This is a genomic window from Rhodanobacter lindaniclasticus (genome assembly GCF_004799035.1).
GTDB classification, from domain to species: Bacteria; Pseudomonadota; Gammaproteobacteria; order Xanthomonadales; family Rhodanobacteraceae; genus Rhodanobacter; species Rhodanobacter lindaniclasticus.
Window position 1 is genome coordinate 145,978 of the sequence record NZ_MWIO01000013.1, and the last position, 25,877, is coordinate 171,854.

Annotated in this window: 26 protein-coding genes; 2 read left to right on the plus strand and 24 right to left on the minus strand. The window is 69.2% G+C overall.

Features of this window, described 5'->3' with window-relative positions; all coding sequences use genetic code 11:
- Window positions 1-8 precede the first annotated feature (8 nt).
- The 10 genes from B1991_RS04060 to B1991_RS04105 all read right to left on the minus strand — a co-directional run bounded on the left by B1991_RS04060 (window position 9) and on the right by B1991_RS04105 (window position 10,936).
- Entirely contained in the window at window positions 9-1,187 is a 1,179-nt protein-coding gene (locus B1991_RS04060; RefSeq protein WP_136257419.1) for a methyl-accepting chemotaxis protein, read from the minus strand.
- A gap of 14 nt (window positions 1,188-1,201) precedes the next feature.
- Window positions 1,202-2,293, minus strand: a complete 1,092-nt coding sequence (locus B1991_RS04065; RefSeq protein ID WP_136257420.1) for a protein-glutamate methylesterase/protein-glutamine glutaminase — start codon at window positions 2,291-2,293, stop codon at window positions 1,202-1,204.
- A 101-nt stretch (window positions 2,294-2,394) separates the two neighbouring features.
- Complete coding sequence (gene cheD / locus B1991_RS04070) at window positions 2,395-3,045, minus strand: chemoreceptor glutamine deamidase CheD (protein ID WP_136257421.1); 651 nt, start codon at window positions 3,043-3,045, stop codon at window positions 2,395-2,397.
- Window positions 3,045-3,917 (minus strand): CheR family methyltransferase, encoded by an 873-nt coding sequence (locus B1991_RS04075; protein WP_136257422.1) that lies wholly within the window; start codon window positions 3,915-3,917, stop codon window positions 3,045-3,047. The genes cheD and B1991_RS04075 overlap by 1 nt, the downstream gene beginning before the upstream one ends.
- Window positions 3,918-3,919: 2 nt before the next feature.
- Entirely contained in the window at window positions 3,920-5,641 is a 1,722-nt protein-coding gene (locus tag B1991_RS04080; RefSeq protein WP_136257423.1) for a methyl-accepting chemotaxis protein, read from the minus strand.
- Window positions 5,642-5,655: 14 nt separating this feature from the next.
- Window positions 5,656-6,162: a chemotaxis protein CheW gene (locus B1991_RS04085; RefSeq protein ID WP_136257424.1), complete on the minus strand. Its 507-nt coding sequence runs from the start codon at window positions 6,160-6,162 to the stop codon at window positions 5,656-5,658.
- A gap of 190 nt (window positions 6,163-6,352) precedes the next feature.
- Window positions 6,353-8,065, minus strand: a complete 1,713-nt coding sequence (locus tag B1991_RS04090) for a methyl-accepting chemotaxis protein (protein WP_136257425.1) — start codon at window positions 8,063-8,065, stop codon at window positions 6,353-6,355.
- Window positions 8,066-8,212: 147 nt separating this feature from the next.
- Window positions 8,213-10,213 carry a chemotaxis protein CheA gene (locus B1991_RS04095; RefSeq protein WP_136257426.1) on the minus strand — a complete coding sequence of 667 codons (2,001 nt, stop codon included), beginning with the start codon at window positions 10,211-10,213 and terminating at the stop codon, window positions 8,213-8,215.
- 10 nt (window positions 10,214-10,223) lie between these two features.
- Window positions 10,224-10,586: a response regulator gene (locus tag B1991_RS04100; protein ID WP_136257427.1), complete on the minus strand. Its 363-nt coding sequence runs from the start codon at window positions 10,584-10,586 to the stop codon at window positions 10,224-10,226.
- A gap of 14 nt (window positions 10,587-10,600) precedes the next feature.
- Window positions 10,601-10,936, minus strand: a complete 336-nt coding sequence (locus B1991_RS04105) for an STAS domain-containing protein (RefSeq protein WP_136257428.1) — start codon at window positions 10,934-10,936, stop codon at window positions 10,601-10,603.
- 173 nt (window positions 10,937-11,109) lie between these two features.
- On the opposite strand from B1991_RS04105, the gene fliK reads away from it, so the two are divergent.
- Both fliK and B1991_RS04115 read left to right on the plus strand, forming a co-directional pair.
- Window positions 11,110-12,261, plus strand: coding sequence for a flagellar hook-length control protein FliK (gene fliK / locus B1991_RS04110; RefSeq protein WP_136257429.1), 1,152 nt, complete (start codon window positions 11,110-11,112; stop codon window positions 12,259-12,261).
- Window positions 12,258-12,509: an EscU/YscU/HrcU family type III secretion system export apparatus switch protein gene (locus tag B1991_RS04115; protein ID WP_136257430.1), complete on the plus strand. Its 252-nt coding sequence runs from the start codon at window positions 12,258-12,260 to the stop codon at window positions 12,507-12,509. Before fliK ends, B1991_RS04115 begins: the two co-directional genes overlap by 4 nt.
- A 150-nt stretch (window positions 12,510-12,659) precedes the next feature.
- Here B1991_RS04115 and B1991_RS04120 read toward each other — a convergent pair whose 3' ends face one another.
- The 14 genes from B1991_RS04120 to fliQ form a co-directional block, all read right to left on the minus strand.
- Window positions 12,660-13,013, minus strand: coding sequence for a DUF2802 domain-containing protein (locus tag B1991_RS04120; protein WP_136257431.1), 354 nt, complete (start codon window positions 13,011-13,013; stop codon window positions 12,660-12,662).
- Entirely contained in the window at window positions 13,003-13,479 is a 477-nt protein-coding gene (locus B1991_RS04125) for a chemotaxis protein CheW (RefSeq protein ID WP_136257432.1), read from the minus strand. Before B1991_RS04125 ends, B1991_RS04120 begins: the two co-directional genes overlap by 11 nt.
- A 37-nt stretch (window positions 13,480-13,516) precedes the next feature.
- Window positions 13,517-14,524, minus strand: a complete 1,008-nt coding sequence (gene motD, locus B1991_RS04130; protein ID WP_136257433.1) for a flagellar motor protein MotD — start codon at window positions 14,522-14,524, stop codon at window positions 13,517-13,519.
- Window positions 14,521-15,261, minus strand: a complete 741-nt coding sequence (locus B1991_RS04135) for a flagellar motor protein (RefSeq protein WP_136257434.1) — start codon at window positions 15,259-15,261, stop codon at window positions 14,521-14,523. The genes motD and B1991_RS04135 overlap by 4 nt, the downstream gene beginning before the upstream one ends.
- 4 nt (window positions 15,262-15,265) lie before the next feature.
- The gene (locus tag B1991_RS04140; protein WP_136257435.1) at window positions 15,266-17,110 is read right to left on the minus strand and encodes a chemotaxis protein CheA; all 1,845 of its coding nucleotides are present in this window, start codon (window positions 17,108-17,110) and stop codon (window positions 15,266-15,268) included.
- 1 nt (window position 17,111) lies between these two features.
- Window positions 17,112-17,753, minus strand: coding sequence for a protein phosphatase CheZ (locus B1991_RS04145; protein ID WP_136257436.1), 642 nt, complete (start codon window positions 17,751-17,753; stop codon window positions 17,112-17,114).
- Window positions 17,750-18,157 (minus strand): chemotaxis response regulator CheY, encoded by a 408-nt coding sequence (cheY, locus tag B1991_RS04150; RefSeq protein WP_136257437.1) that lies wholly within the window; start codon window positions 18,155-18,157, stop codon window positions 17,750-17,752. The genes B1991_RS04145 and cheY overlap by 4 nt, the downstream gene beginning before the upstream one ends.
- Before the next feature lie 58 nt (window positions 18,158-18,215).
- Window positions 18,216-18,944, minus strand: a complete 729-nt coding sequence (locus B1991_RS04155) for an RNA polymerase sigma factor FliA (protein ID WP_136257438.1) — start codon at window positions 18,942-18,944, stop codon at window positions 18,216-18,218.
- Window positions 18,941-19,882 carry a MinD/ParA family protein gene (locus B1991_RS04160; RefSeq protein ID WP_136257439.1) on the minus strand — a complete coding sequence of 314 codons (942 nt, stop codon included), beginning with the start codon at window positions 19,880-19,882 and terminating at the stop codon, window positions 18,941-18,943. The genes B1991_RS04155 and B1991_RS04160 overlap by 4 nt, the downstream gene beginning before the upstream one ends.
- Before the next feature lie 14 nt (window positions 19,883-19,896).
- Window positions 19,897-21,225 carry a flagellar biosynthesis GTPase FlhF gene (gene flhF / locus B1991_RS04165; RefSeq protein WP_136257440.1) on the minus strand — a complete coding sequence of 443 codons (1,329 nt, stop codon included), beginning with the start codon at window positions 21,223-21,225 and terminating at the stop codon, window positions 19,897-19,899.
- A gap of 129 nt (window positions 21,226-21,354) precedes the next feature.
- Window positions 21,355-23,448 carry a flagellar biosynthesis protein FlhA gene (gene flhA / locus B1991_RS04170; protein ID WP_136257441.1) on the minus strand — a complete coding sequence of 698 codons (2,094 nt, stop codon included), beginning with the start codon at window positions 23,446-23,448 and terminating at the stop codon, window positions 21,355-21,357.
- Window positions 23,449-23,460: 12 nt separating this feature from the next.
- Window positions 23,461-24,600 carry a flagellar biosynthesis protein FlhB gene (gene flhB / locus B1991_RS04175; protein WP_136257442.1) on the minus strand — a complete coding sequence of 380 codons (1,140 nt, stop codon included), beginning with the start codon at window positions 24,598-24,600 and terminating at the stop codon, window positions 23,461-23,463.
- 4 nt (window positions 24,601-24,604) lie between these two features.
- Window positions 24,605-25,372: a flagellar biosynthetic protein FliR gene (gene fliR / locus B1991_RS04180; protein ID WP_136257443.1), complete on the minus strand. Its 768-nt coding sequence runs from the start codon at window positions 25,370-25,372 to the stop codon at window positions 24,605-24,607.
- Window positions 25,369-25,638: a flagellar biosynthesis protein FliQ gene (gene fliQ, locus B1991_RS04185; protein ID WP_136257444.1), complete on the minus strand. Its 270-nt coding sequence runs from the start codon at window positions 25,636-25,638 to the stop codon at window positions 25,369-25,371. Before fliQ ends, fliR begins: the two co-directional genes overlap by 4 nt.
- Window positions 25,639-25,877: the final 239 nt, after the last annotated feature.

Consider the following 25,877-nt stretch of genomic DNA (forward strand, 5'->3'; position numbering starts at 1 on the left):
GCCAATCCTCAGAAGAGTTCGATTTCGCCGGCGTCCATGCTGCTCTGCAGGGCCGGGCCGCGGGAGCGCAGGCGCGCCTTCTCGCGTTGCACTGCGAGGCGTGAACGCACGCGCCGCGCGCGCTCGTCCAGCGCTTCGGCGTCCATCGACGCGCAAGCCAGCTCCTCGATGTCGCGGGTGCATTCGGCGGTGATCTCCTGCAGTTCCACCAGTCGCGCGCGGGTCTGCGTGATCAGCTGGCTCAGGATGTCCTCGAACTGCAGCGAGCGGATCGTGGTGGAGACGTCGCTGCCCAGGCCGCGGTTGATCTCCACCACCTGGTCGGCCACCGCGCTGGTGCGCGCGTCGCTCTCGGTGACGTGGGCCATCATCGCGTCGATGCCGCCCTTGGCCGACAGCGCCACGTTGAGATCCTGCGAGGCCATCGTGCCGACCAGGCCGCGCAGTTGCTCCATCGCGGCACGGGCGCGTTCGACGTGGCTGCCGATCTGCTCGTTGAACTGGTTGGAGTTGCTGGCCAGGTTGCGGATCTCGCCCGCCACCACGGCGAAGCCGCGGCCGGATTCGCCGGCGCGTGCCGCCTCGATGGCGGCGTTGAGTGCCAGCAGGTTGGTTTCCTCGGCGATCGTGTTGACATTCTTCAGCAGGCCGAACACCGCGTCCATTTCCTTGGCCATGCCGTCGATGCGGTAGACGATGCGCAGGCTCTCGCGCGACATCTGCACGATCATGCCGACGAAGTGCTCCAGCAGGTCGCCGGTGCGGGTGGCGAAATCCTGGATCGACACGCCGCTGCCCTGCACCTCGATGATCTGCTTGAGCAGCGATTGCTGCAGCGCGGTCTTGTTGGACAGGCCGTCGAAACCGCCGCCGAGCTCGGAGACGGCATCGCGCAGCAGGCCCAGGCCCTGGTGCAGTTCGCGGCTGGCATGGCCGAGTTCGTCGACCAGCGCGCCGCGCACGTCTTCCAGTGCTTCGCGCACCGGCCCGGCGTGGGCGCCCGGCGCCGGTTCGGCGACGGGCGTGGCACGGTGGCGCGTCTCCACGATCCACACCACGGTCAGCAGCACCACCAGCAGCGGTGCCAGCCAGGCCGGGTGCCACAGCAGCGACAGCAGCAGCGCCAGCGCGCTGGCGGCGACGCCGGCGACGGGGCGGGCTGCAAGACCGGAGAGTGAGAAAGTCATGATCGGATTCCTGATCAGGCGCGCAACGCGCCGGCGAGAGGTTGGCGCGCCAGCGCCAGCAGGCGCGGTGCGATGTGATCCAGCGGCAGCATTTCGCCGGCGGCGCCGAGTTTCCACGCGGCACCAGGCATGCCCCACACGACCGAGCTGTTCTCGTCCTGCACCAGCGTGGCTGCGCCGGTCTGGCGCAGCTCGAGCAGGCCGCGGGCGCCGTCGTCGCCCATGCCGGTCAGCAGCGCGGCGATGGTGGCCGCGCCGGCGCTGGCGGCCAGCGAGCGGAACAGCACGTCGACGCTGGGTTTGTGCCGGTTCACCGGCGGGCCGTCGTGCAGGCGGCAGACGTACTTCGCGCCGTCCCACATCGCCAGCAGGTGGTGGCTGCCGGGGGCGACGTAGGCATGGCCGGACTGGATCGGCTGACCATCCTGCGCCTCGCACACGCGCATCGCCGAACAGCGGTCCATGCGCGCGGCGAACGGGCCGCTGAACGCGGCCGGGATGTGCTGGGTGACCAGGATCGGCGGCGCATCCGGCGGCATCGCCTCCAGCACCACGCGCACCGCCTCGGTGCCGCCGGTGGAGGCGCCGATGGCGATGATCGGACTGCCGCCGCGGCTGCCGGCGGTCTGTGCCCGCGGCAGCACGGCGTCGGCAGACAGGCGCGGCGCCACGTCCAGCTTGCGCACCGTGGTCCGCGCGCGCGGGCGGGTGCGCGCGGCGAGCTTCACCTTGTCGCAGATCTCCTGCGCGCATTCGCCGAAGCGGCTGGCCAGGTCGTGGTCGGGCTTGGCGAAGAAATCCACCGCGCCCATTTCCAGCGCACGCAGGGTGACGTCAGCGCCTTCCACGGTCAGCGAGGACACCATCACCACCGGCATCGGCCGCAGCCGCATCAGGTTTTCCAGGAAGGTGATGCCGTCCATGCGCGGCATCTCCACATCCAGGGTCAGCACGTCGGGGTTGAGCTGCTTGATCTTCTCGCGGGCAATCAGCGGATCGGCGGCGGTGCCGACCACCTCGATCTCCGGATCGCAGGCAAGCATCGTCGACATCAGCTTGCGCACCAATGCGGAATCGTCGATCACCAGAACGCGCACCCTTGTCATTGCCTGCTTCTCTGCCTTGTCTTGTCAGGAATGGGCGGTGCCGGGCGAGTCGCGCGCGGGGTACGAACGGTGCGGTCACCTCTCGTCCCTCGCCGCCGCCACTAGAACAGCTCCACCTCACCCTTTATCGGATCATTTGCCAAACGCTTGAGGTAACCGCTCTCACCGGCCACCAGCGCCACGTCGTCGCTGCGCCGGAGCAGGCGCACGCGGGCGCGCCCGCTGTTCGGGAAGAACTGCACCTGGCGCGGAAACACGTCGCCGAGGTCCGACGCCACCAGCTCCAGGTTCTCCGCCGCGATGTAGCGACGCACGAAGTCGATGTTGCGCTGGCCCACGTCGCTCATGCGCGCCAGCACGCGACCGCCGCCGAATACCTTCACGCGCAGGTCGGCGCGCTGGCCGCCGGCTTTCAGGATCGCGTTGATCAGCTGCTCCATGGCATCGCTGCCGTAGCGCGCCGCGCGGCCCACGGTGGAGGACCAGCTGTCGCGCTCGCCGACCGGTTCGGGCAGCATGAAATGGTTCATGCCGCCGATGCCGCGGCGCACGTCGTGGATGCAGGCGGAGACGCACGAGCCCAGCACCGTGCTGAGCATTTCTTCCTCGCCGCTGACGTAGAACTCGCCGGGCAGCACCTTGACCGTCATGCAACCCTGCGCCGGGTCCCAGAACCGGCGCAGGTGCTCGAAGCCCGGCGGCGCCGCGGAAAGTGCCGGAGCCTTGCGTCGATCGGCCAGCTGCACGTCCATCAACCGCGTTTCCGGTAGACCGTGCGGCCGATCAGTTCGAAATCCTCGCTGATGCCGTGCAGCGATTCGCTGTGGCCAAGGAACAGGTAGCCGCCGGCCGGCAACAGTTCCGCGTAGCGACGGAACAGGCGCTGCTTGGTCGGCTGGTCGAAATAGATCACCACGTTGCGGCAGAAGATCGCGTCGAACGGGCCTTTCATCGGCCATTCGTGCAACAGGTTCAGCGGCTGGATGGTGACCAGCTCGCGCAGCTTCGGATGCACGCTGGCCAGGCCTTCGTACTCGCCCGAGCCGCGCAGCATCCAGCGGCGGCGATGGGCATCGCTGATGCCGCCGAGGCGGTCCAGCGGATAGACGCCGCGGCGCGCGGTTTCCAGCGCCTGCGGCGACAGGTCGGTGGCAAGGATCTTCGCGTCCACGCCATTGGCACCGTGCTCCTCGATCGCCTCGGCCAGCACCATCGCCAGCGCGTAGGGTTCCTCGCCGGTGGAGCAGCCGGCCGACCAGATGCGCAGGCGCTCGCCGTTGCGACGCTTGTCTTCCAGCCAGCGCGGCAGCAGCTCGGCGACCAGCAGGTCGTAGTGGTGCACCTCGCGAAAGAACGAGGTCACATTGGTGCTGATGACGCTGGCCAGTTCGCCCAGCTCACTCTGCGGGTCGCGCTGCAGCAGCTCGCAATAGCTGCTGAACTGCTGCAGGCCCAGCGCGCGCAGGCGGCGGAACAACCGTCCCTGCACCAGCTGGCGCTTGTGCTCGCCCAGCGAGATGCCGCAGTGGGTGTAGACGAACTTGCGCAGGAACTCGAACTCGCTGTCGCCTAGGCGCGGACCGCCGGCGACCTCGACGACGGGCATGTCGACCGTCGCGTTCATGTTCAGAACTCCTTCCATGCACCGGCCGCGGCGGCGTCCGCCTCGGCCACCGCGCGCGCCGGCTGCGCCTTGCGCACGGCGGCGAACACGGCCTCGGTCTCCACCGCGACGGCTGCCACCGGCGCCTTCGCCGGCGCCGCCTGGCCGCTGTCGGCGACCTGGAAGAACGCCACCTGGCGCGCCAGTTCGTCCGCCTGCTCGTGCATCGCGCGGGCGGCGGCCGAGGCTTCCTCGACCAGCGCGGCGTTCTGCTGGGTCATCTCGTCCATCTGCATCACGGCGTTGTTGACCTGATCGATGCCGGCAGACTGCTCATGGCTGGCCGCGGCGATCTCGGCCACGATGTCGGTGACTTTCTTCACGCTGTCGACGATCTCGGCCAGCGCCTTGCCTGACTGGTTGACCAGCTCGGAACCGGTACGCACCTTTTCCTCGCTGTCGCTGATCAGGCCCTTGATCTCCTTCGCCGCGCCGGCGCTGCGCTGGGCCAGGCTGCGTACCTCGGTGGCCACCACGGCGAAGCCGCGGCCCTGCTCGCCGGCGCGCGCCGCTTCCACCGCGGCGTTGAGCGCCAGCAGGTTGGTCTGGAAGGCGATCTCCTGGATCAGCCCCACGATGTCGCCGATCTTGCGGCTGGAGGCGTCGATCTCGGTCATCGCCGCGATCGCCTTGCAGGCGACTTCGCCGCCGCGCTCGGCCTGTTCGCGCGCGCCGCGGGCGAGCTGGTTGGCGTGGCTGGCGTTCTCCGCGTTCTGCTTCACGGTGGAAGTCATCTCCTCCATCGACGAGGCGGTTTCCTCCAGGCTGGAGGCCTGCTCCTGCGTGCGCTGGCTGAGGTCGTCGTTGCCGCGCGCGATCTGCTGCGCGGCCGTGCTCACCGCATCCGAGCCAAGCCGCACTTCGCCCACGATCTCGCTGAGGTGCTGGTCCATGTTGCGGAAGGCGAGCAGCAGGCGACCGAACTCGTCCTTGCGGTTCACGCGGATGTCATGGCCCAGCTTGCCCTCGCCGATCTGGTCGGCGATCTTCACCGCATGGTGCAAGGCGCCGGTGATCGAGCGGATCAGCCGCACCGCCACGAACAGCGCCAGCAGCAGGCCGGCGATCAGTGCCGCCAGCGTGGTGGTCTGCACGAAGCGGTAGCGCTTGACCTGCGACTGGTAGATGTCACGCACTTCGTCGCTCTGCGCGGTGACCAGCTTGTCCAGTGCGTCCTGGCGCATCATCAGCAACGGGCGCAGCTGCATGTCCATCATGTCGGCGGTGCCGGTGTCGCTGGAATTGAGGCCGTCGTAGATCTCCTTCAGCGCATCGCTGTAATCCCCCGTGGTGTCGTTGTAGTCCTTGTATTTCTTGGCGACCTCCGGGCTCAGATGAATGGCGGCCAGTTGCTTGTTGACCGCCGCGATATCCTTCTGGATCTGCTCGGACTCGGCGACCTTCTGTTTCACCTGGTTGGGCTTGTCGATCGCGCCGGCGGCCTCGCCCAGCACGATGAAATTCAGCAGCGACTTGGCGCGCAGCTGGCCCATCAGGCTGGCCGGCACCATCGCCTCCTCGTAACTCGTGCGCATGCCCTCGTTCTGCCAGGACATCACGCCCAGGCCGATCGCCGCACCGGCCACCAGCATCGCGCCGAGCAGCGCGAACACGCCGATCAGGCGCGCCTTGACGGTTAGGGTGGGCACCTTGGCGAAACGTGCCAGCACTTTCTTGATCTTCATGAGCATTCCCCGATTCAGGCGGCAACTTCGACTTCGCGGACATGCGGCAGCGCCGCGTCCAGGGTTTCCACGTCTTCCGGACGCATCAGCTTGTCCACGTCCAGCAGCATCACCATGCGTTCGACATGGGTGGCCAGACCTTTCAGGTAGCGGGTGTCCACGACGGCGCCCATGTCGGGCACCGGCTTGATCGCGGACGGGTCGATGTCGACCACGTCGGAGACGGCATCCACCACGATGCCGAACAACCGCTCGGCGACCGCCACGATGATCACCACCGTGCTGTCGCCATAGCTCTCGCGCTCCAGGCCGAAGCGCAGGCGCAGGTCCATGATCGGCACGATCGCGCCGCGCAGGTTGAGCACGCCGAGCAGGTGGTCGGGCGTCTGCGGGATGCGCGTCACGCGCGACCAGCCGCGGATCTCGCGCACCGACAGGATGTCGACGCCGTACTCCTCGCCCGCCAGGTTGAACGTCAGCTGCTGCACCGTCGGTGCCGCGCCATCGGTGTTCTCGTGCATGAGCCTGCTACCTCGTGATGGGCGATTGCGGTCGCCGTGCCGCCATCACCTGTGTCGGCACGGCGACAGGAAACTTGAGCGGAAAGCGGACGCGGCCGCTGCTGCCGCGCCGTGCGGAAGACGGGCGCGGTCCCGCCATCGGGCGGCCGCTGGCAGGCAAGCGCCCGGGGGGGGACCGCGAAACGGAGAATCAGAACTCGGTCCAGGCGCCGGCGGCCGCCGCGCGCCGCGGCGCCGGCTCGGCAGCACGAGCCACCGCCTTGCGCGGCAGCTCCACCACGCGTGCCGATTCCGGCGCCGCGACGGGCGCTTGCGCATCGGACGGTGCGCCGCCGAGCTGGAAGAACCTCATCTGCCGCTGCAGTTCCAGCGCCTGTTCCTGCATCGCCCGCGCGGCGGCGGCGGCCTCCTCGACCAGCGCCGCGTTCTGCTGGGTGACCTCGTCCATCTGCATCACGGCGCGGTTGACCTGGTCGATGCCGGCGGACTGCTCGTGGCTGGCCGCAGCGATCTCGGCAACGATGTCGGTGACTTTCTTGACGCTCTCCACGATGCCGGTCAGCGCCGCGCCGGACTGGTCGACCAGCGCGCTGCCGGCCTGCACCCGCTGCACGCTTTCGTTGATCAGCCCCTTGATCTCCTTCGCCGCCGCCGCGCTGCGCTGGGACAGGCTGCGCACCTCGCTGGCCACCACGGCGAAGCCGCGGCCCTGCTCGCCGGCACGCGCGGCTTCCACCGCGGCGTTGAGCGACAGCAGGTTGGTCTGGAACGCGATCTCGTCGATCAGCCCCACGATGTCGGCGATCTTGCGGCTGGAGGCATTGATCTCGTCCATCGCCGCCACCGCCTGCGCGGCCACCTCGCCGCCGCGCTCGGCCTGCTCGCGCGCGCCGCTGGCCAGCTGGTTGGCGTAGCTGGCGTTCTCGGCGTTCTGCTTCACGGTGGAGGTCATCTCCTCCATCGAGGCGGCGGTTTCCTCCAGGCTGGAGGCCTGCTCCTGCGTGCGCTGGCTGAGGTCGTCGTTGCCCTTGGCGATCTGCTGCGCTGCGCTGCTCACCGCCTCCGAGCCATGTTGCACTTCGCCCACGATGCCGGTCAGCCGGTCGCGCATGCGGGCCAATTCGGCCAGCAGGCTGCCGGCGGCAAACGTCTTGCCACCGTCGTCCTTGCCCAGGTCGCCGTTGGCGATGCGCGTGGCCATGGCCACCGCGAAACCCGGCTCTCCGCCGATGCTGCGACGGATGCTGCGCATCGACAGCCACACCAGCCCGATCACCAGCAATGCCAGCAATCCCGCCTTGCCCAGGTTCAGTGCGAGGGTCTGGCGGAACTGCGCATCAATGTCGTCGAAATAGGCGCCAGCGCCGAAGTGCATGCCCCACGGCTGATAGCGCTCGGAGTAGGTGACCTTGCCCACGATCTTCTTGCTGCTGGGCTTGAGCCAGTCGTAGTAGGTCAGCCCGCCGCCGTCCTTCATGTCGATGGCATGCATCGCCTGGAAGATCGCCTTGCCATTCTGGTCGGTCATGTCGCGCACGCTGGTGCCGAGCTTGTCCAGCATCACCGGGTGCGAGGTCAACGTGTAATTGTCGTCGAATGCGAAGACGTAGCCGGCACCCTTGTTCCACTGCATGTCGTGGATCTGGGCGAGCGCGCGCTTCTGCGCCTCCGCCTCGCTGAACTCGCCCTTGCCCGCGCGCTCGTGGAACGCGGCAGCCACCGACACGGCCGACTCGATCTGGCTGCGCAACAGGCTCTGGAGCCCGTCCATCTGACCGGCGCGATTTTGCAGCGCATTCATCACGGTGAGGCCGAACAGCCCCAGCACGACCACCGACACGACCAGCACCAGCCGTGCGTTCAGGCTGAGCCGATCAAAGAAACCGCGTATCGCCGACAACATCTCGAACACCTCGAAGAGAAGGCCCGCCGGCCACCATGACCGCGCGGGGCGGCGCGCAGAGGCGCCGTAACACTCGCCGGCGAACGCATCCGGGTTCGTCGGCACTTTTCATGAAACACGCATGGCGCGTGGCCGCGGCTGCGGCGCTCACGCCGCCTTGCTGCGCTGGCCCAACCGCACCACCCCACATACATCCACGATCAGCGCCACCGAGCCATCACTGAGGATGGTGGCGCCCGAAATGCCCTGCACGCGCTGGTAATGCGCCTCCAGCGACTTCACCACCGCCTGTTGCTGGCCGAGCAGGTCATCCACCAGCAGGCCCACGCGGCGCCCCTCTTCCTCGACCACCACCACGATGCCGCGCTCGATCTCGGTGATCGCCGCGTTGCAGCCGAACGCGCGGTGCAGGCGCATGATCGGCAGGTACTCGTTGCGGAAATGGAACACCTCGCCGCCGCCGGCGATCTTGCGCACCATCTCCGGGCGCAGCCGCAGCGATTCGACGATGGAGATCAGCGGCACGATGTAGCGCTCCTCGCCCACCGCGGTGACCAGGCCGTCGATGATGGCCAGCGTGAGCGGCAGGGCGATGGTGAACACGCTGCCCTTGCCGCTCTGGCTGCGCACGCCGACGCTGCCGCCGAGGTCGCGCACGTTGCGGCGCACGACATCCATGCCCACGCCGCGGCCGGACAGGTCGGTGGCCTGCGCGGCGGTGGAGAAGCCCGGCTGGAAGATCAGCTCGGCCACCTCGGCATCGTCCACTTCCTGGCCGGGGCGGATCAGGCCGCGCTGCTCGGCCTTGGCCACGATGGCGGCGCGATTGAGGCCGGCGCCGTCGTCGCTGATCTGCACCACGATGTTGCCGCCTTCGTGGTAGGCGTCCAGCCGCAAGGTGCCGGTTTCGTTCTTGCCGGCGGCGCGGCGCTGCTCCGGCGATTCCAGGCCGTGGTCGATCGCGTTGCGCACCAGGTGCACCAGCGGATCGCCGATCTTTTCCAGCACCGTCTTGTCCAGCTCGGTGTGCTCGCCGTGCAGCTCCAGCTTCACCTGCTTGCCGAGCTTGCGCTCCAGGTCGCGCACCAGCCGCGGGAAGCGGTTGAACACCGAACCGATCGGCAGCATGCGGATGCGCATCACGCTCTCCTGCAGCTCGCGCGTGTTGCGCTCCAGCTGCAGCAGGCCCTCGCGCAGGCGTTCGAGCTGCGAGGGATGGAAATGTTCGCCGATGTCGCTGAGCATCGACTGGGTGATCACCAGCTCGCCCATCATGTTGATCAGCGCATCGACCTTGTCGATGCCGACGCGGATCGAGCTGCCCTCGCTGCTTGCGGCCGCCGTCTCGCGGACCGGGCGCGGCGCGCTGGCGGCGGGTGCAGCGACGGGTGGCGCGACAGCGACCGGCGCGACGGGTGCAGCGGATGCAGCCGGAGCGATCGGCTCGATCGCCAGCTCGCAATCGCCCTCGACCCAGTCGAACACCGCGGCCACCTCGGCGCGCGCCACGGCACCATGCAGGCGCAGTTCCCAGCCCAGCCAGCACTGGCCCGGATCGAGCTCCGCCAGCTGCGTCGGCGCAGCGTCGACCACGAACGCACGGCACACGTCGAGCCGACCCAGCTGCTGCAGTTCGCGGAACAGGCGCAGCGGATCGTTGCCGGTCTGCAACAGGTGCGGCAAGGCCACGAAGCGGATCGCCCAGCCGTCCACGCTCGCTGCCGCGGCTGTCGTCGCGGCCGGCGCGGGGGCCGCCTCGCCGCTGACCAGGCGCACCAGTTCGCCGCGCAGCGCCTCGCTGTCGGCGTCGGCCGCGGGCAGGCCGTGGCTGGTGTGGTCGAGCATCGCGCGCAGGCAATCCACCGAGCGCAACAGCAGGTCGATCAGTTCGCCGTCCACGCCGCGACGTTCGCTGCGCACTTCCTCCAGCAACGATTCGGCCACGTGGGTGAACGCGGCCACCTCGGCAAAGCCGAACGTGGCCGCGCCGCCCTTGATCGAGTGCGCGGCACGGAAGATGGTGTGCACCAGCTCATGGTCGGTCGAGCCCGAATCCAGCGCGAGCAACGCCGCCTCCATCGCGTCCAGCCCTTCCAGGCTCTCCTCGAAAAAGGTCTTGTGGAACTGGGTCAGGTCGACGGCGCCCATCGGTATTCCTTCAGCCGAGCACGCGCTTGACGGTGGCCAGCAGCTGTTCGGGGTCGAACGGCTTGACCAGCCAGCCGGTGGCGCCGGCGGCCTTGCCTTCCATCTTCTTCTCGGTATGCGATTCGGTGGTCAGCATCAGGATCGGCACGCCCTTGTACGCATCCAGCGCGCGCAGCTGGCGCACCATCGCGATGCCGTCCATCACCGGCATGTTGACGTCCGCCAGCACCAGCTCGAACGCGTTGCCGCGGGCGGCATCCAGCGCCAGCTGGCCGTTCTCCGCCTCGGTCACCTCGTGGCCGGCGCCACGCAGGGTGAAGGCCACCATGCCCCGCATCGAGGCCGAATCGTCTACCGCGAGAATCTTTGCCATGCTGCCACCTCGTATCAGGCCGACGTTGCCGTCGGCAGGTTCAATGACTGTTCCAGCCCGAGCAGGGCCGCGGCCTCGTGCAGGACCTCGTTGGTGCCGCGCCAGGCCAGCGCGCCGCCGTTGTGCTCCAGCTCGCGCCGGAACAACACCAGCAACTGCAGGGCCGCGGTATCGATGCGCTCGAGCGCCTGCGCGTCGATCACGATGTCGCCGTGCTGCAGGACCTGCTGCAGTTGCGCCTTCAAAGCCGCCTGCGCGGCCAACCGGCAATCCGCCGGCAGGCAGACCACCGCAGCCTCGTCGGCCACCGCTGTTGGCTGCTTGTTCTTCGCTGCCCGCTTGCCGCCCATTTCGATGACTCCGTTCGCGCCGTTGTGCGCCGACGCTTGCTCTATCGGCCGCCAGCCGAATCGCTTTAGCGCGCCGTGCCATCCGCAGGAGCGCGCTCAAGTATTCCCGCCAGCGGCCGATGACCTTCGCGACCACCACCCTTCCCGTCCGCGCCAGGCGCAGGAACTTACGCTTGAACATCCCACCGATCAGCCTCGCCGCGCTTACCTGGGCTGGTGCCGCCTCCGGCACCACCGCCCAGAGCTGGCGCATCGGCACGGTGCTGGCGGCGCGCCCGCTGGGCGTGAACCCGCAAGGCCTGCTGGTGTTGCAGATCGGCGCGCTCACGGTGGAGGCGGACGTCTCGCACAGCCAGTTGCCGGCCCAGTTCCAGGTGCGCGTGCTGAGCCTGGGCGCGCAGCCGCAACTGGAGGTGCTCAGCCAGGCGGCGGACCCCACGTTTCAGCGCATGCTGCGCGAACGCCTTCCGCAGCAGAACGGCTACACGCCGCTGCTCTCCACGCTCTCCGCGCTGGCCCAGCGGCCGGCGCTGCGCCAGTTGCCGGCCGACGTGCGCACCGCGCTGGCGGTGCTGGAACAGGCGCTGCGCACGCCGGCGGAAATCACCCGCGGCGACGGCCTGCGCGAGGCGATCCGGCGCAGCGGCCTGTTCTTCGAATCACGACTGCTGCAACCGCGCCCCGGCCAGCCGATGCCACCCGCCGACGACTGGAAAGGCGCCTTGCTGCGCCTGGCCAGCCTGCTCGACCGGCGCGCGCCGGCGCCGCCGCCATCGGATCGCGGCAACGCCGCCCCACCCCTGCTGCAACGCGCGCTGCAGGCGCAGCCGCGACTGTCGTTGCCGTTGTTGCCCCCGCTGTCGTCCGGCGACGACGACGTGACGCAACTGCTGCGCCGCCTGCACGGCGACGTCAAGGCCGCACTGGCACGCATCGAGGTGGCACAGCTCGACGCCAGCGCCCACCCCGCCTCGGCCTGGGTCATCGAGGTACCGTTGCTGGGCAAGGACGGCCACGACGTGCTGCAGATCAAGCTGGAGTTCGGCACCGACGGCGCCGAAGGCAGCAAGGGCTGGACCCTGGGTTTCGCGCTGGACCTGCCTCCGCTGGGTCCGGTACAGGGCGAGCTGCAATTGAACGAGCCGCGGCTGTCGGTGCGACTGTGGGCCGAGCGCATCGAAACCGCACAGAAACTGGAGCGCCAGTTCACTCCGCTGCGCCAGCGCCTGGCTGCCTGCGGCGTGCTGCTCGACCAGCTGAGTTGCCAGGTCGGCATACCGCACCCACCGGGCAGCAGTGCCCTGTTGCTCAAGGCCACCGCATGAACGAGCAGCCGCCACCGAAGCGGGTCAGTCTGCGTCTTGCCAGCGGCGGCGAAGAAACCGCGCCGATGTCGCCGCAGTCGCTGGAACTGCTGCTGGCCCGCGCCCGCGAGATGGGCGTGCCGCTGCACCACGACGCCCAGATCGCCGCCCTGCTGGCCACGTTGCGCCTGCGCGACGACATCCCCGTGCAGCTCTACGCCGCCGCCGCCTCGGTGCTGGCGACGATCTACGACGCGGCAGAAGAATAGGCGCGAGGCGTGCCGGCCGACCCGGAAACGGCAGGAGCCCGCTTGCGGGCGATGCCTTTGGCCGGGAATCGGGAATCGCGAAAACAAAAGCATCGCCCGCAAGCGGGCTCCTGCGGGAGCGCAACACCGGCACGCTGATTGCAGCCGATGTCAGGAACCGGCCGGATGCATCTGCATGACGAGCCGGGCCTCGTCGCGCGAGAGGCCGCAGCGATTCACCAACTGGTCGAGGTCGGCGCCTTCGCGGGCCAGTTGCTGGGCCAGCTCGTAGGACTGGCGCGTGGGCGGCGGTTGCTGCTCGGCGTGGCGGATCTGCCGCTCGACGCGGCCGAGCGCGGCGACCAGCATCGAGGTCGGCACGTCGGTGAAGCTTCGGACGGCGTCCTGCGCCATCCGCTCGATGCGTTGTTGCAGTCGCTGCGACTGGCGCCAGAGGCTCAGCAATGCCGCCGCCTGCGCCAGCGCGAGCGCCAGCAGCAGCCCGATCCCGATCTCAAGCCACATGGCCGGCTTCTCCCCCCAATCGACACAACCGACATACATCAAGCAAGGCCACGAATCCGCCTTGCCATGACAGTATGCCGGTAACCGGGTCGTCGCGGCGGCTGGCGCGACCGGGGGGTGGGGGTTCGATCTCGATGCCGTCGCTGTGCAGCAATTCGCCGACCGCGCCCACGCGCAGGCCGACCAGGTGTTCGGCGTGGGCCAGCATCACGATGCGCACGCTGGCCGGGTCGAGCGGCGCGTTCGCCACGCCCATGCGGCGCTGGCCGTCGAGCACCGGCACGATGCGGCCGCGCAGGTGACGCACGCCGAGTACGTCGGCGGCGGCGCCGGGCACGGGGGTGATGTCGCCGTCGCGGATCACCTCGTTCACCGCCTCCAGCGGCGCCGCGTAGAGCTGCGTGCCGATGCGGAACGACAGCCAGTGCCCGGCGGCAGCGGCGGGTGCGCAGGCTGGCGCGTTCATGGGCAGGGTCCGGCAAGATGGAAGAGAGACACGGCGCTCACCGATCCGGACTCAGGTTGCGTGCAGTGGGCGGCGCATCGGCGGGCACGGCGGGCGCGGCTGCGGCAGGCAGCGGCTCGGCGGGATGGACGGCGATCACCGCGGGCACGACCGGCAGCCGACCTGCCTCGGTGGCCGCGGCGGGCGCGGCCGCGTTCGCGTTCGCGACGGGCACGGCGGCCGGGCCGGCCCGCTCGCTCCATTGCTGCGCATCGAGTTGCCGGCGCGGATCACTCATGCGCTCGTTCATCACCACCACCAGCACGCGGCGGTTCTGGTTGCGGCCTTCGGCGGTGTCGTTGGTGGCCAGCGGACGCACCTCGCCCCAGCCGATGATGCCCAACCGGTCGGGGGCCACGCCGGTCGTCGCGAACAAGCGGGCCACGCTGGCCGCGCGCGCGGCGGAGAGTTCCCAGTTGGACGGGTACTGCGCGGTGCTGATCGGCACGTTGTCGGTGAAGCCCTCCACGCGCAGCGCGTTGGGGAAGCGGGCCAGGATGGCGGCCAGGTTCTCCAGCACCGCGCTGGCCGAGGCGGAAAGCTGCGCCACGCCGCTGGGGAACAGGATGTCGGTGCGGATCTCGATCTCCAGCCAGTTCGGCGTGTGCCGCACCACCACCAGCTTGCGGTCGATCAGCGGCTGCAGTGCCTTGCGTACCTGGTTCTCGATGTCGTGCAGGCTTTCCGCGCCGCCGCGCCCCGGTGCCGGCGGGCGTTGCAGCGGCAACGGCAGCGTCACCGGGTTGCTGCGGTTGGCGGCATGGCGGATCGGCACGGCCGCGGCCGGCTGGCGCTGCCCTTCCGACGCCGGCGGCGGCGCGATGACCTGGCTGTTGCCGTTGAAGGCCTGCAGCAGCGATTCGGACATCACGCGGAACTTGCCCTCGTTGACCACCGACACCGCGTACATCACCACGAAGAAGGCCAGCAGCAGGGTCATCAGATCGGCATAGGGGATCGCCCACGCCTCGTGGTTCTGGTGCTCCTCGTGGCGATGCCGCCTCATGCGACGTAACCCTGCAGGCGCGCCTCGATCTGGCGCGGGTTGTCGCCCTGGGCGATCGAGACCAGGCCCTCGACCAGGATCTCGCGCATCTGCGACTGCTTGCCCACCAGGCTCTTCAGCCGCGCGGCCATCGGCAGCATGAACAGATTGGCCAGCGCCACGCCGTAGATCGTCGCCACGAAGGCCGCGGCGATGCCGTGGCCGAGCTTGCTCGGGTCGGCGAGATTCTGCATCACCGCCATCAGGCCCATCACCGCGCCGATGATGCCCAGCGTGGGCGAGTAGATGCCGGCGTTCTCGTAGACCTTGGCGCCGGCCAGGTCGATCGCCTCGCGCGTGTCCATGTCCACTTCCAGCACGCTGCGGATGGTGTCCGGCTCGCCGCCGTCGACCAGCAGTTGCAGGCCCTTGCTGATGAACGGGTCGCTCTCGGACTCGATCTGCGGCTCCAGCCCGAGCAGGCCCTGGCGGCGCGAGATTTCGCTCCAGCCCACGATGCGGCTGATCAGGTCGCGCGGCTCGTGCTGCGGCGGCCGGTAGATCAGCTTCATCATCTTCAGCGCGTGCTTGATCACCGCGCCCTGGTTCTGCACCAGCAGCGCGGCCAGCGTGCCGAAGAACACGATCACGAACGCCGCCGGGTTCCACAGCGCCTCCACGGTGGAGCCCTTGAGCACGGTGCCCAGGACGATCACCACGAAGCCCAGGATGGTGCCGATGGTGCTGATTCTGTCCATGCGCTCAGACTTCCTTCTGCAGCGGGGCGGAGCAGCTGTCGGCCGCGGCGACCAGGCCGGCCAGGTCCATCACCAGGGCCAGCCGGCCGTCGCCGGTGACGGTGGCGCCGGCGATGCCGGAGGCGTCGGCGAACAGCGGGCCGAGCGGCTTGACGATGACGTCCTCGCGCCCGCGCACCTCGTGCACCAGGCAGCCGAGGCGCTGGTGGCCGATGTGCAACACCACCACGTGGCGGCCGGCGTCGGCATCGGTGCCCACCCAGCGCGCGAGATCGGTCAGCGGCAGCGCGCGGCCGCGGTGCTCGGCGACCAGACGGCCGTCCAGCTCGCGATCCTGGCCGTCGGCCAGTTCGAACACTTCCTGCACGTTGCCCAGCGGCAGCGCCAGCAGGCGATCGGCCACGCGCACCATCAGCACGCGCAGCACGGCGAGGGTCAGCGGCACGGTCAGTTCCAGTTCGCTGCCGTGGCCCAGCCGCGACTGCACGCGCAGGGTGCCGCCCAGCTCGGCCACGCGGGTCTTGACCACGTCCATGCCGACGCCGCGGCCGGAAATGTCCGACACCGCCGCGGCGGTGCTGAAGCCGGGACGGAAGATCAGTTCGTAGCACTCGGCCTCGCTCAGGCGGGCGGCCTGGGCGCTGTCCAGCAGGCCCTTCTCGACCGCCTTGCGGCGCAGGATGTCCGGGTCCATGCCGTGGCCGTCGTCGCTGACCGCGATCACGATGCGCTCGCCGCGCTGGCTGGCGGAAAGCGCGATGCGGCCCTTGCGCGGCTTGCCGTTGCGTTCGCGTTCGTCCGGCATTTCCACGCCGTGGTCGAGCGCGTTGCGCAGCAGGTGGATCAGCGGATCGGCCAGCGCTTCGACCAGGCTGCGGTCGAGGTCGGTGCCCTCGCCTTCCAGCACCAGTTCGACCTCCTTGCCGAGCTGGCGCGCGAGGTCGCGCACGATCCGCGGGAAGCGCTGGAACAGGCGCCCGACCGGCTGCATGCGCATGCCCATCGCCGCGCCCTGCAGCGCATCGGTGACGCGATCGAGTTCGCCGGCGGCGGTGGCCAGCGATTCGTCGCCGAGGCGCGCGGCCAGGCTGAGCAGGCGATTGCGCAGCAGCACCAGCTCGCCGGCGTGGTTGACCAGCAGGTCGAGTCGCGCGGTGTCCACGCGCACCGAATGGTCCGCCGCCGGAGCCGGGCGCGCCGGTGCGGCGCCTGCCGGTGGCGCGGCCGCTGCTGGCGCGGGTGCGGCAGGCTGGCCCGGCTTGCCGTGCAGGCTGTCGAGAAGGGCCTCGAACTCGTCGTCGTCGATGCCGGCCGGCGGCGCGGCGGGAAGCGGTGCCGGCGCGACGGTGCCGGGGGCGGCGGTGCCGTACAAGGTGTCCAGCAGCGCCTCGAATTCGTTGTCGTCGATCGCGCCGGCGTCGGCGGACGCCGCGGCCGGCGGCGGCGCGGCCACCGGTGCCGGCGCCGCGGCGTGCGGCGTGAGCGCCTGCAGCAGGGCGGACGGCGGCATCGCCATCGCGCTGCCGTCGCTCACCGCGGCCATCATGTCGTTGAGCAGGTCCAGCGCCTGCAGCAGGCCGTCCATGTGGGCGGCGTCCAGTGCGAGCTTGCCGTTGCGCGCTTCGTTGAGCAGGTCCTCGGCGTGATGGCACAGCAGCACCATCGGCTCCAGCGCGAGGAAGCCGGCGCCGCCCTTGACCGTGTGGAAGGCGCGGAACACGGCGTTCAGCAACTCGCTGTCGCGCGGGGAGGTTTCCAGCGCGACCAGTTGCTCGCCGAGCCGCTGCAGCAGCTCGCCGGCCTCGACCAGGAAGTCCTGGCGCAATTCGAGGTCGAATTCCGCGTCCATCTCAGAACCCGAATTCGCTGAGCAGGCGGTCGGCCTCCTCCTGGCTGGAGACCTTGGCCGCACTGGCCGGCAGCTCGCTGCCTGCCAGCGCGCCGGTGAGGCGCACCAGTTCCAGCAGGGTCGACTCGACCGAACCGATGAAGTTGTCGACCTTCTTGATGCGTTGCCCGGTGAGGTCCTGCCACGACTGCGCCACCACCAGTTCGGCCAGCCCTTCGCGGCAGCCGTCGGCAAACATCACCGACTCGCGCGCCAGCACTGAAGCCGGCTCGTTGTCCTGCGACCACTTGAGCATCTCGGCGGCGTTGATGGTCAGCGCCTCGGCCTGCGGGCGCATGCGTTCGGCGAAGTCGATGGTGCGATGCGCGGCGTTCGCGCTCATCTCCAGCGCGTCCTGCAGGTAGCGGCGCGCATCGGCGGCATTGCCGGGGAAACCGTCCTGCGCCAGGTCGCTGCCCAGCCGGCGCACGGCGTCGTGCAGGTCGCGCGCAAGCTGGCCGAGTGCACGGAACATGTGCTGCTCGCGCTGGCGCACGATGGCGTCCAGCGCCTGTTCGAACTCGGCGCCGTCCGGGCTGTTCAGCAGCGCGCGCAGTTCGGTCGGCAGGTTCTCGTCCATCGCGAGGGCGGGTGCGGCGCTCATGCCGTCACCCCGCCGGCGGCGATGCGCTCGAAGATCTTGGTGAGTTTTTCCTTCAGCGTGACCGCGGTGAACGGCTTGACGATGTAGCCGTTCACGCCGGCCTGGGCGGCGGCGATGATCTGGTCGCGGTTGTTCTCGGCGGTGACCATCAGCACCGGCAGACCCTTCAGCGACGCTTCGGCGCGGATCGCCTTGAGCAGGTCGATGCCGGTCATGTTGGGCATGTTCCAGTCGGTGACCACCAGGTCGAACGGCTGGCTGCGCAGCATCGCGATCGCGTTCTCGCCGTCGTCTGCCTCCTGGATCAGCGGGTTGCTGAAACCCAGCTCCACCAGCAGGTTCCTGACGATGCGCCGCATGGTGGAGAAGTCGTCCACCACCAGGATTTTCATGTTCTTGTCCAACGCTTCTCTCCACATGGGCCGTCAGGCGGCCCCTTGGTTTTGGTCCGTCCGGCCGCGGTCAGCCGCGCCAGCCGGAAAGTCGTGCACGCAACCGGAGCACCGCCTGCCCGTGGATCTGGCAGACGCGCGACTCGCTCACCCCCAGCACCGCGCCGATCTCCTTCAGGTTCAACTCCTGTTCGTAGTACAGCGACATCACCATCTGCTCGCGTTCGGGCAGGCCGCTGATCGCCTCGGCCAGGTCCTCGCGCATGCCGTCGCGCTCGATGTTCTCCGACGGTCCGAGGCTGCTCTCGTCGGCCACGTCCATCACGCCGCCTTCGTCGCCGTCGTCCGACCCGGTGAGGCTGAGCAGCCGCACGCAGGCAGCATCGGCCAGCACCTGGTGGTATTCCTCGGCGCTGATGCCCAGCCGCCGCATCACCTCCTTCTCGTCCGCCTCCGCGCCCGTCTCGACCTCGATCTGGCGGATCACCTCCGCCACCTCGCGGGTCTTGCGATGGACCGAGCGCGGCGCCCAGTCGGTGCGTCGCAACTCGTCCAGCATCGCGCCACGGATGCGGATCCCCGCATACGTTTCGAAGCTAGCCCCGCGGTTCTGGGCGAAATTGCGCGACGCTTCCAGCAAACCGATCATTCCCGACTGGATCAGGTCGCCCACGTCCACGCTCGCCGGCAACCGCCCCATCAGGTGATAGGCGATCCGCCGCACCAACGGTGCATGCCGGCGTACCAGTTCGTCGGCACTTTCGCGGGAAACCTGCAGATACTCCGAAGCCACACTCATCTCGGCACCCCATCAGCCGTTGCGTTCCGGCCGCCAAAGAAGGCAATCCGGTCGAACACTGCGCGGTCCGTCTCCGCCCACTTATCGACCAGTTCCGCCAATTTCTTGAATGCCAGCGCCGAATGGCTCGACGGCCACACGTCGACGACGGCACACTGCCTGCGGATGGCCTGGCGCAGACGCTCGTCGTGCGGCACCCATCCACTGAAATCGATCACCACGTCCAGGAAGCGGTCGCTGACCCGCGCCAGCTTCTGGTGCAGGGCCCGCGCATCGCCCTCGTTGCGCACCATGTTGGCCACCATGCGGATGCGCCGCACGCCGAAATCGCGGCTGAGCACCTTGGTCAGGCCGTAGGCGTCGGTCAGCGAGGCGGGCTCGTCGCATACCACCAGGATCACGTCCGCGGCGGCGGCGGCGAACATGGTCACGTTGTCGGACAGGCCGGCGGCGGTATCCACCAGCAGGAATTCGGGCGGCCGCGCCAGTTCGTCGAAGGCGCGGATGATCGCCGCGTGCTGGCCGTTGTCGAGCTGCGCCAGCCGGCGCGCGCCGGAGCCGGCCGGCACCACCTGCAGGCCGCGCGCGGCGGGCAGCAGCAGCTCCTCCAGCGTGCACTCGCCGTCGAGCAGGTGGCCGATGTGGCGCGAAGGGCTGAGCCCCAGCATCACGTCGACATTGGCCAGGCCCATGTCGGCATCCAGCAGCATCACCTCGCGGCCGGCGATGGACAGCGCCATCGCCAGGTTCACCGCGACCGTGCTCTTGCCCACGCCACCCTTGCCGCCGGCCACCGCGATGGTGCGGCACGGCGGACGCGCCGGCGCACCGTTGCCGAACAGGTTGCTGGCCTGGTGACCCGGCGGCAGCGCGGCCGGCGGGGTCGCCGGGCTGGCGGCCATGCCCAGTGTCTGTTGCAGCCCGAAGGCCTGGTCCATTGCAGGTACTCCGCTCATGCGCTGGCTACCGCCAGTCCGAACCGGTCGGCCATCAGGCTGTCGTCGGGAACGCCGGTCTTCAGCGATTGCGCCGCGCGGCACACCAGCACGCGCGCGTCGGCCACGCTGATGTCCTCCGGCACGCGCTGGCCGTCGGTGGTGTAGTCCAGCGCCAGCCGGCGCCGGATCAGCACCGACAGCGCGCCGCCCAGGTTCGGCGCTTCGTCGAGTTTGGTCAGGATGCAGGCCCGCGGCTGCAGCGGCAGGTAGGCGCGCACGGCGTCGTCCAGCGACTGCGCATGCGTGTTTGCCGCCAGCACCAGGGTGGCGCGCAATTCGTTGGCCTGGGCCAGGGTATCCAGTTGCTGGTTGAGTCGCGGGTCATGGCTGGCCACGCCGGCGGTGTCGATCAGCACGGTGTGGCGATCGCGCAGGAGCTCCAGCACCTTGCGCAGGCTGTCGCCGTCGTAGGCCGGGTACACGCGCACACCGAGCAGGCGGCCGTAGTGTTCCAGCTGCGCCGCGGCGCCGATGCGGTAGTGGTCGGTGCTGACCAGGGCCACCTGGTCGGCGCCGTGGCGCATCACCGCGCGCGCGGCCAGCTTGGCGATGGTGGTGGTCTTGCCCACGCCGGTGGGACCGACCAGGGCGGTGACCATCGGCGCATCGTCGGCCAGCGCGCGGCCGCTCACCGCCAGACGGCGGCTGAGCATGCCCAGCGGCAGGTAGCGCGCCTGCTCGGCGTTGATCTGTTCGGGCAAGTCGTCGACCAGCGAACGCGCCACGTCGGGCTCGATGCCGATGCGGGTCATCTCGCGCAGCACCCGCGCACGCAGCGGCTGGCGCCGTTCCAGGTCGTTCCAGGCAAGGCTGGACAGCTGCACTTCCAGCATCTCGCGCATGCTGCCCAGCTCGTTGCGCAGGCGTGCCGTGTCCTGCGCGGCGCGCTCGATCAGCGGCGCGGCCGCGGCACGCTCGGCGACCGGTGCGGCAGGCGTTGCGGCGGAGGGCGCGGCGGCGCGGGCGCGGCGTGCTGCCGCGGGGGAGATTGCCGCGCGTGGCGCGGCGGTCTCTGCCACCGGCGCGCGTGGCGTCGGCGCCGTCGTCGGTTCGATGCCGGCCACCGGCAAGGGCGGCGGCGGTGGCGGCTCGGCCGGCGCACGCGCGGCACCCTGGCGCGAAGCCTCGCGCATCAATGCCTCGTCATAGTCCAGCGCCGCAATGATCTCGATGCCCTCGGCAATCCGCCGCGTCGACAGGATCACCGCCTCGTCTCCCTGCTCCTCGCGGACCTCGCGCATCGCCTGGCGCATGTCGGCGGCCACGTAACGTTTGATCTTCATCTTTGCTCCGCAAACGGGAATGGGAAATCAGGGGATGGGAAATGGGGAACGGTCGGATGACCGCGAGGTGTGGGGTTGTGCCGCTCTTGTTTCTTCCATTCCCGATTCCCTGACGCCGGTTCCCGGCCCTTACCTTCCCAACGCCTGTACCAAACGCACCCGACGGTTGTCGGGCACCTCGTTGTAAGCCAGTACGTGCAGGTTCTGTGCCACATGGCGAGTGAAGCGCGCGAGCCATGGCCGCAGCGGTGGCGCGACCAGCAATACCGCGGGTTCGCCGCCCATTTCCTGGCGTCGCGCGGCATCGGCCACGCTCTGCTGCAGGCGGTCCGCCAGGCCCGGTTCCACCGCGGCTCCGGCCACGCCGCCGCCACCGGAAAGCGAGCCGAGCAGGATCTGTTCGAGCTCCGGCGCCAGCGTGATCACCGGCACTTCGGTGCCCAGCCCGGTGATCTCCTGCACGATCTGCCGGCCCAGCGCGACGCGCACGGCGGCGGTCAGAACGCCGGGATCCTGACTCTGCCCGGCGTGCTCCGCCAAGGATTCGACGATGCTGCGCATGTTGCGAATCGGCACCCGCTCGGCCAGCAGGTTCTGCAGCACCTTGACCACCACGCCCAGCGACAGCCGCTTGGGCACCAGGTCCTCGACCAGCTTCGGCGCATTGGCGGCGAGCCGATCCAGCAGCTGCTGCACGTCCTGGTGGCTGAGCAGTTCGTGCGCATGGCCCTGCAGGATGTGCGACAGATGCGTGGCGATCACCGTGGCCGGGTCGACCACGGTGTAGCCGTAGCTCTGTGCCAGCTCGCGCTGGCCGCTCTCGATCCACACCGCTTCCAGGCCGAACGCCGGGTCCTGCGTGGCGATGCCTTGCAGCGTGCCGTGCACCTGGCCGGGGTTGATCGCCATCAGGCGGTCGTTGTGCACCTCGGCCTCGCCCATCGGCACGCCCATCAGGGTGATGCGGTAGGTGTTGGGGCCGAGGTCGAGGTTGTCGCGGATGTGCACCGCCGGCACCAGGAAACCGAGTTCCTGCGACAGCTTGCGGCGCACCGACTTGATCCGCCCCATCAGCTCGCCGCCCTGATGCACGTCGACCAGCGGAATCAGCCGGTAGCCGACTTCCAGGCCCAGCGGATCGACGCTGGCCACGTCCTCCCAACCCAGCTCGACGCGCTCGGCGGGCGCAGCGGCGACCGGCGCCTCGGCCACCGACTCGGCCAGCCGCTCGCGCGTCTCGCGCTCGCGCTTGAACAGCAGCCACGCCATGCCGCCGCAGACGCCGCCCAGCAGCAGGAAGGCCACGTTCGGCATGCCGGGGATCACGCCCATCACGCCCAGCACCACCGCGGCCACCGCCAGCGCGCGCGGCTGGCCGAACACCTGGCCGACCACCTGCCGACCCATGTCCTGGGACTTGGACACGCGGGTGACGATGATCGCCGCGGCCACCGACAGCAGCAGCGCCGGTACCTGCGCCACCAGGCCATCGCCGATGGTCAGCAAGGTGTAGGTGCGTGCCGCTTCGCCGGCAGACAGGCCGTGCTGCATCACGCCGACGAAGAAGCCGCCGACGATGTTGATGAACAGGATCAGGATGCCGGCGGTGGCGTCGCCGCGGACGAACTTGGAGGCGCCGTCCATCGAGCCGTAGAAGTCCGCTTCCTCGCGCACTTCCTGGCGGCGCTCGCGCGCCTGCTCCTGGGTCAGCAGGCCGGCGTTGAGGTCGGCGTCGATCGCCATCTGCTTGCCGGGCATCGCGTCCAGGGTGAACCGCGCGGTCACCTCCGACACGCGGGTGGCACCCTTGGTGATCACCACGAAGTTGATCACCACGATGATCGCGAACACCACCAGGCCGACGGCGAAGTTGCCGCCGATGACGAACTCGCCGAACGCCTCGATCACCTTGCCGGCGGCGCCGGGGCCGTCATGGCCGTGCAGCAGCACCACGCGGGTCGAAGCGATGTTGAGCGCGAGGCGCAGCAAGGTGGCCATCAGCACCACGGTGGGGAACGCGGCGAATTCCAGCGGCCGCATCACGTAGACCACCGCCAGCAGGATCACCAGCGACAGCGCGATGTTGAAGCTGAACAGGATGTCCAGCAGGAACGGCGGCATCGGCAGCATCAGCATGCCGAGCATCGCCAGCATCATCACCGGGGCGCCAATGCCTCGTCGCGCGAGGTGTCTGAAATTGCCCAGTACGTCTGCACCCGTCATCGTTTTGACTCGTCACGCATCGCGGTAGGGGCCCATCAGGTCAGGATCGACCTCGGGGTTGGGTGCGGCCGGCGGGCTCTCGCCCTGCGCCGCGGCTTGCTTGAGCTGGTAGACCCAGGCGAGCACCTGGGCCACCGCGACGAACAGCGACGCGGGGATTTCGCGGCCCAGTTCAGTCGTTGCATACAAGGCGCGTGCCAACGGCGGCGCTTCCACCACGGGGATGCGGTGGCTGGCCGCCACCAGGCGGATCTGCGCCGCCAGCACGTCGACGCCCTTGGCGATCACCCGCGGCGCGCCCATGCGGCCGTCGTCGTAACGCAGCGCCACCGCGAAGTGGGTGGGGTTGACCACCAGCACGTCGGCGCGGGGCAGTTCCTCCATCATGCGGCGGCGCGCCTGCGCCTGCTGCACCTGGCGGATGCGCCCCTTCATCTCGGGGTTGCCCTCGCTCTCCTTCATCTCGTCCTTGATCTCCTGCTTGGTCATGCGCAGGTTCTTGGCGTGGTCGAACTTCTGGTACAGCGCATCGATCGTACCGATCAGCGCCAGGATCACGCCGAACCACAACGCGGCACGCCCGAGCAGCCCGATCGACTGCGCGATGCCGGCCGCCACCGAGCCGCGTCCGGTGGCCTGCAGCTCGCCCTGCCAGTGCTGCAGCACCAGCGCCAGCACGCCACCGATGAACAGCAGCTTGAGCAGTGCCTTGCCCAGTTCCACCAGACCACGCAAGGCGAAAATCTTGCCCAGTCCCTTGATCGGATCGAGCCGCTCGAACTTCGGCTGCAGCGCTTCGGTGCTGAAGTTCAACCCGCCCAGCAGCAGCGGCCCGGCCAGCGCGGCCAGCAAGGTGGCGATGGCCACCGGCGCAAACAGCAGCAACGCCTCGTGCATCGCCGCGTGGAGCGCGCTGCCGGCCAGTGCGTCGGTGAACAGCGCATCGCGCGAATAGCCCAGCCCCAGCGCAAAGATCCGCCGCGCATGCTCCAGAGCGCTCTGTCCGCTGTTCATCAGCGCCGCCACGCCGGCCAGCACCACCAGCGCGCCGGACAGGTCGCGCGATCGCGGAACCTCGCCCTTCTCGCGCGATTCGCGAAGTTTCTTCTCTGTCGGTTGTTCGGTTTTTTCCTGGTCGCTGTCGTCGGACATGGCGTCAGCCTCCGAACAATTCGCGCATCAGCGACCAGGCGCTGCCCTGCAAGGCCTCGAACGCGCCCGGCAGGCTGCGCAGCGACAGCCACAGGGCGATGAAGCCCAGCGACACGGTGATCGGAAAACCCACCGCGAACAGGTTCATCGACGGCGCCGCGCGACTGATCGCGGCGAAGCCGATGTTCACCACCAGCAGCGAGGTCATGGCCGGCAAGGCCACGCGCACCGCGCCGGCGAACAGTTCCGTGCCGAACGCCACCACCGCGTGCAGCGCGTTGGCGCTGACCGCCGGCGTGCCCGGCGGCAGGGTATGGAAGCTGTCGGCGAGCAGCGCGATCAACTGCAGGTGGCCGTCCATCACCAGGAACAGCAAGGTCACCAGCAGCAGGTAGAACTGGCTCAGCACGGTGGACTGGCCGGCACCCGGGCTGACCACCTGCGCAAAACCCAGGCTCATGCTCTGCGCCACCAGCTCGCCGCCGAACGACACTGCCTCGAACACCAGCTTCAGCACGAAGCCCACCATCGCGCCGATCACCACCTGCCCCGCCAGCGTGGCCACGCCTGCACCGCTCAACGGATCGATCGTGGTCGGCGCCAGCGGCGCCAGCACCAGCGACAGCACCACCACCACGCCGACGCGGATGCGCGCCGGGATCACCGTGGAGCTGAACACCGGCGCCACCAGGCACAGGCCGCTGACCCGCCCCAGCGACCAGAACAGGCTGCCCAGCCACGCCGGCAGCTGCGCCAGATCCAGCGCAGTCATCTGATCGCGCCCGGCAGGCTTTGGATCAGCTGCGTGGTGAACTGCACCAGCAGGCGCAGCATCCACGGCCCGGCCACCAGCGCCACCAGCGCCATCGCGATCAGCTTGGGGATGAAGCTGAGCGTCATCTCGTTGATCTGCGTCGCCGCCTGGATCACGCCGATCAGCAGACCCACCGCCAATGCGGTGAGCAACAGCGGCGCGGCCACCAGCATCGCCACGTAGAGCGCGTGCTGGCCGAGCTCCATGATGGATTCGGGAGTCATGGGCGGGGTCCTGCGGCGGCGTTCGCCGCAGCAGCGGTAGCAAACCGTCGCGTCGTACCTGTAGGAGCGCGCTCGCGCGCGAAGCTCTTGGCTCCATTCAAAGCCGAGCGCGGTCGATCACCCGCCGCTGTAGGAACGCACCCTGTGCGCGATGCTTTTGCTTTCAGAGCGAAGAGCGGTCGATCGCCTTCGGCGACCGAGTCACTTTTCTCTTGCGTGGCCAAGAGAAAAGTAACCAA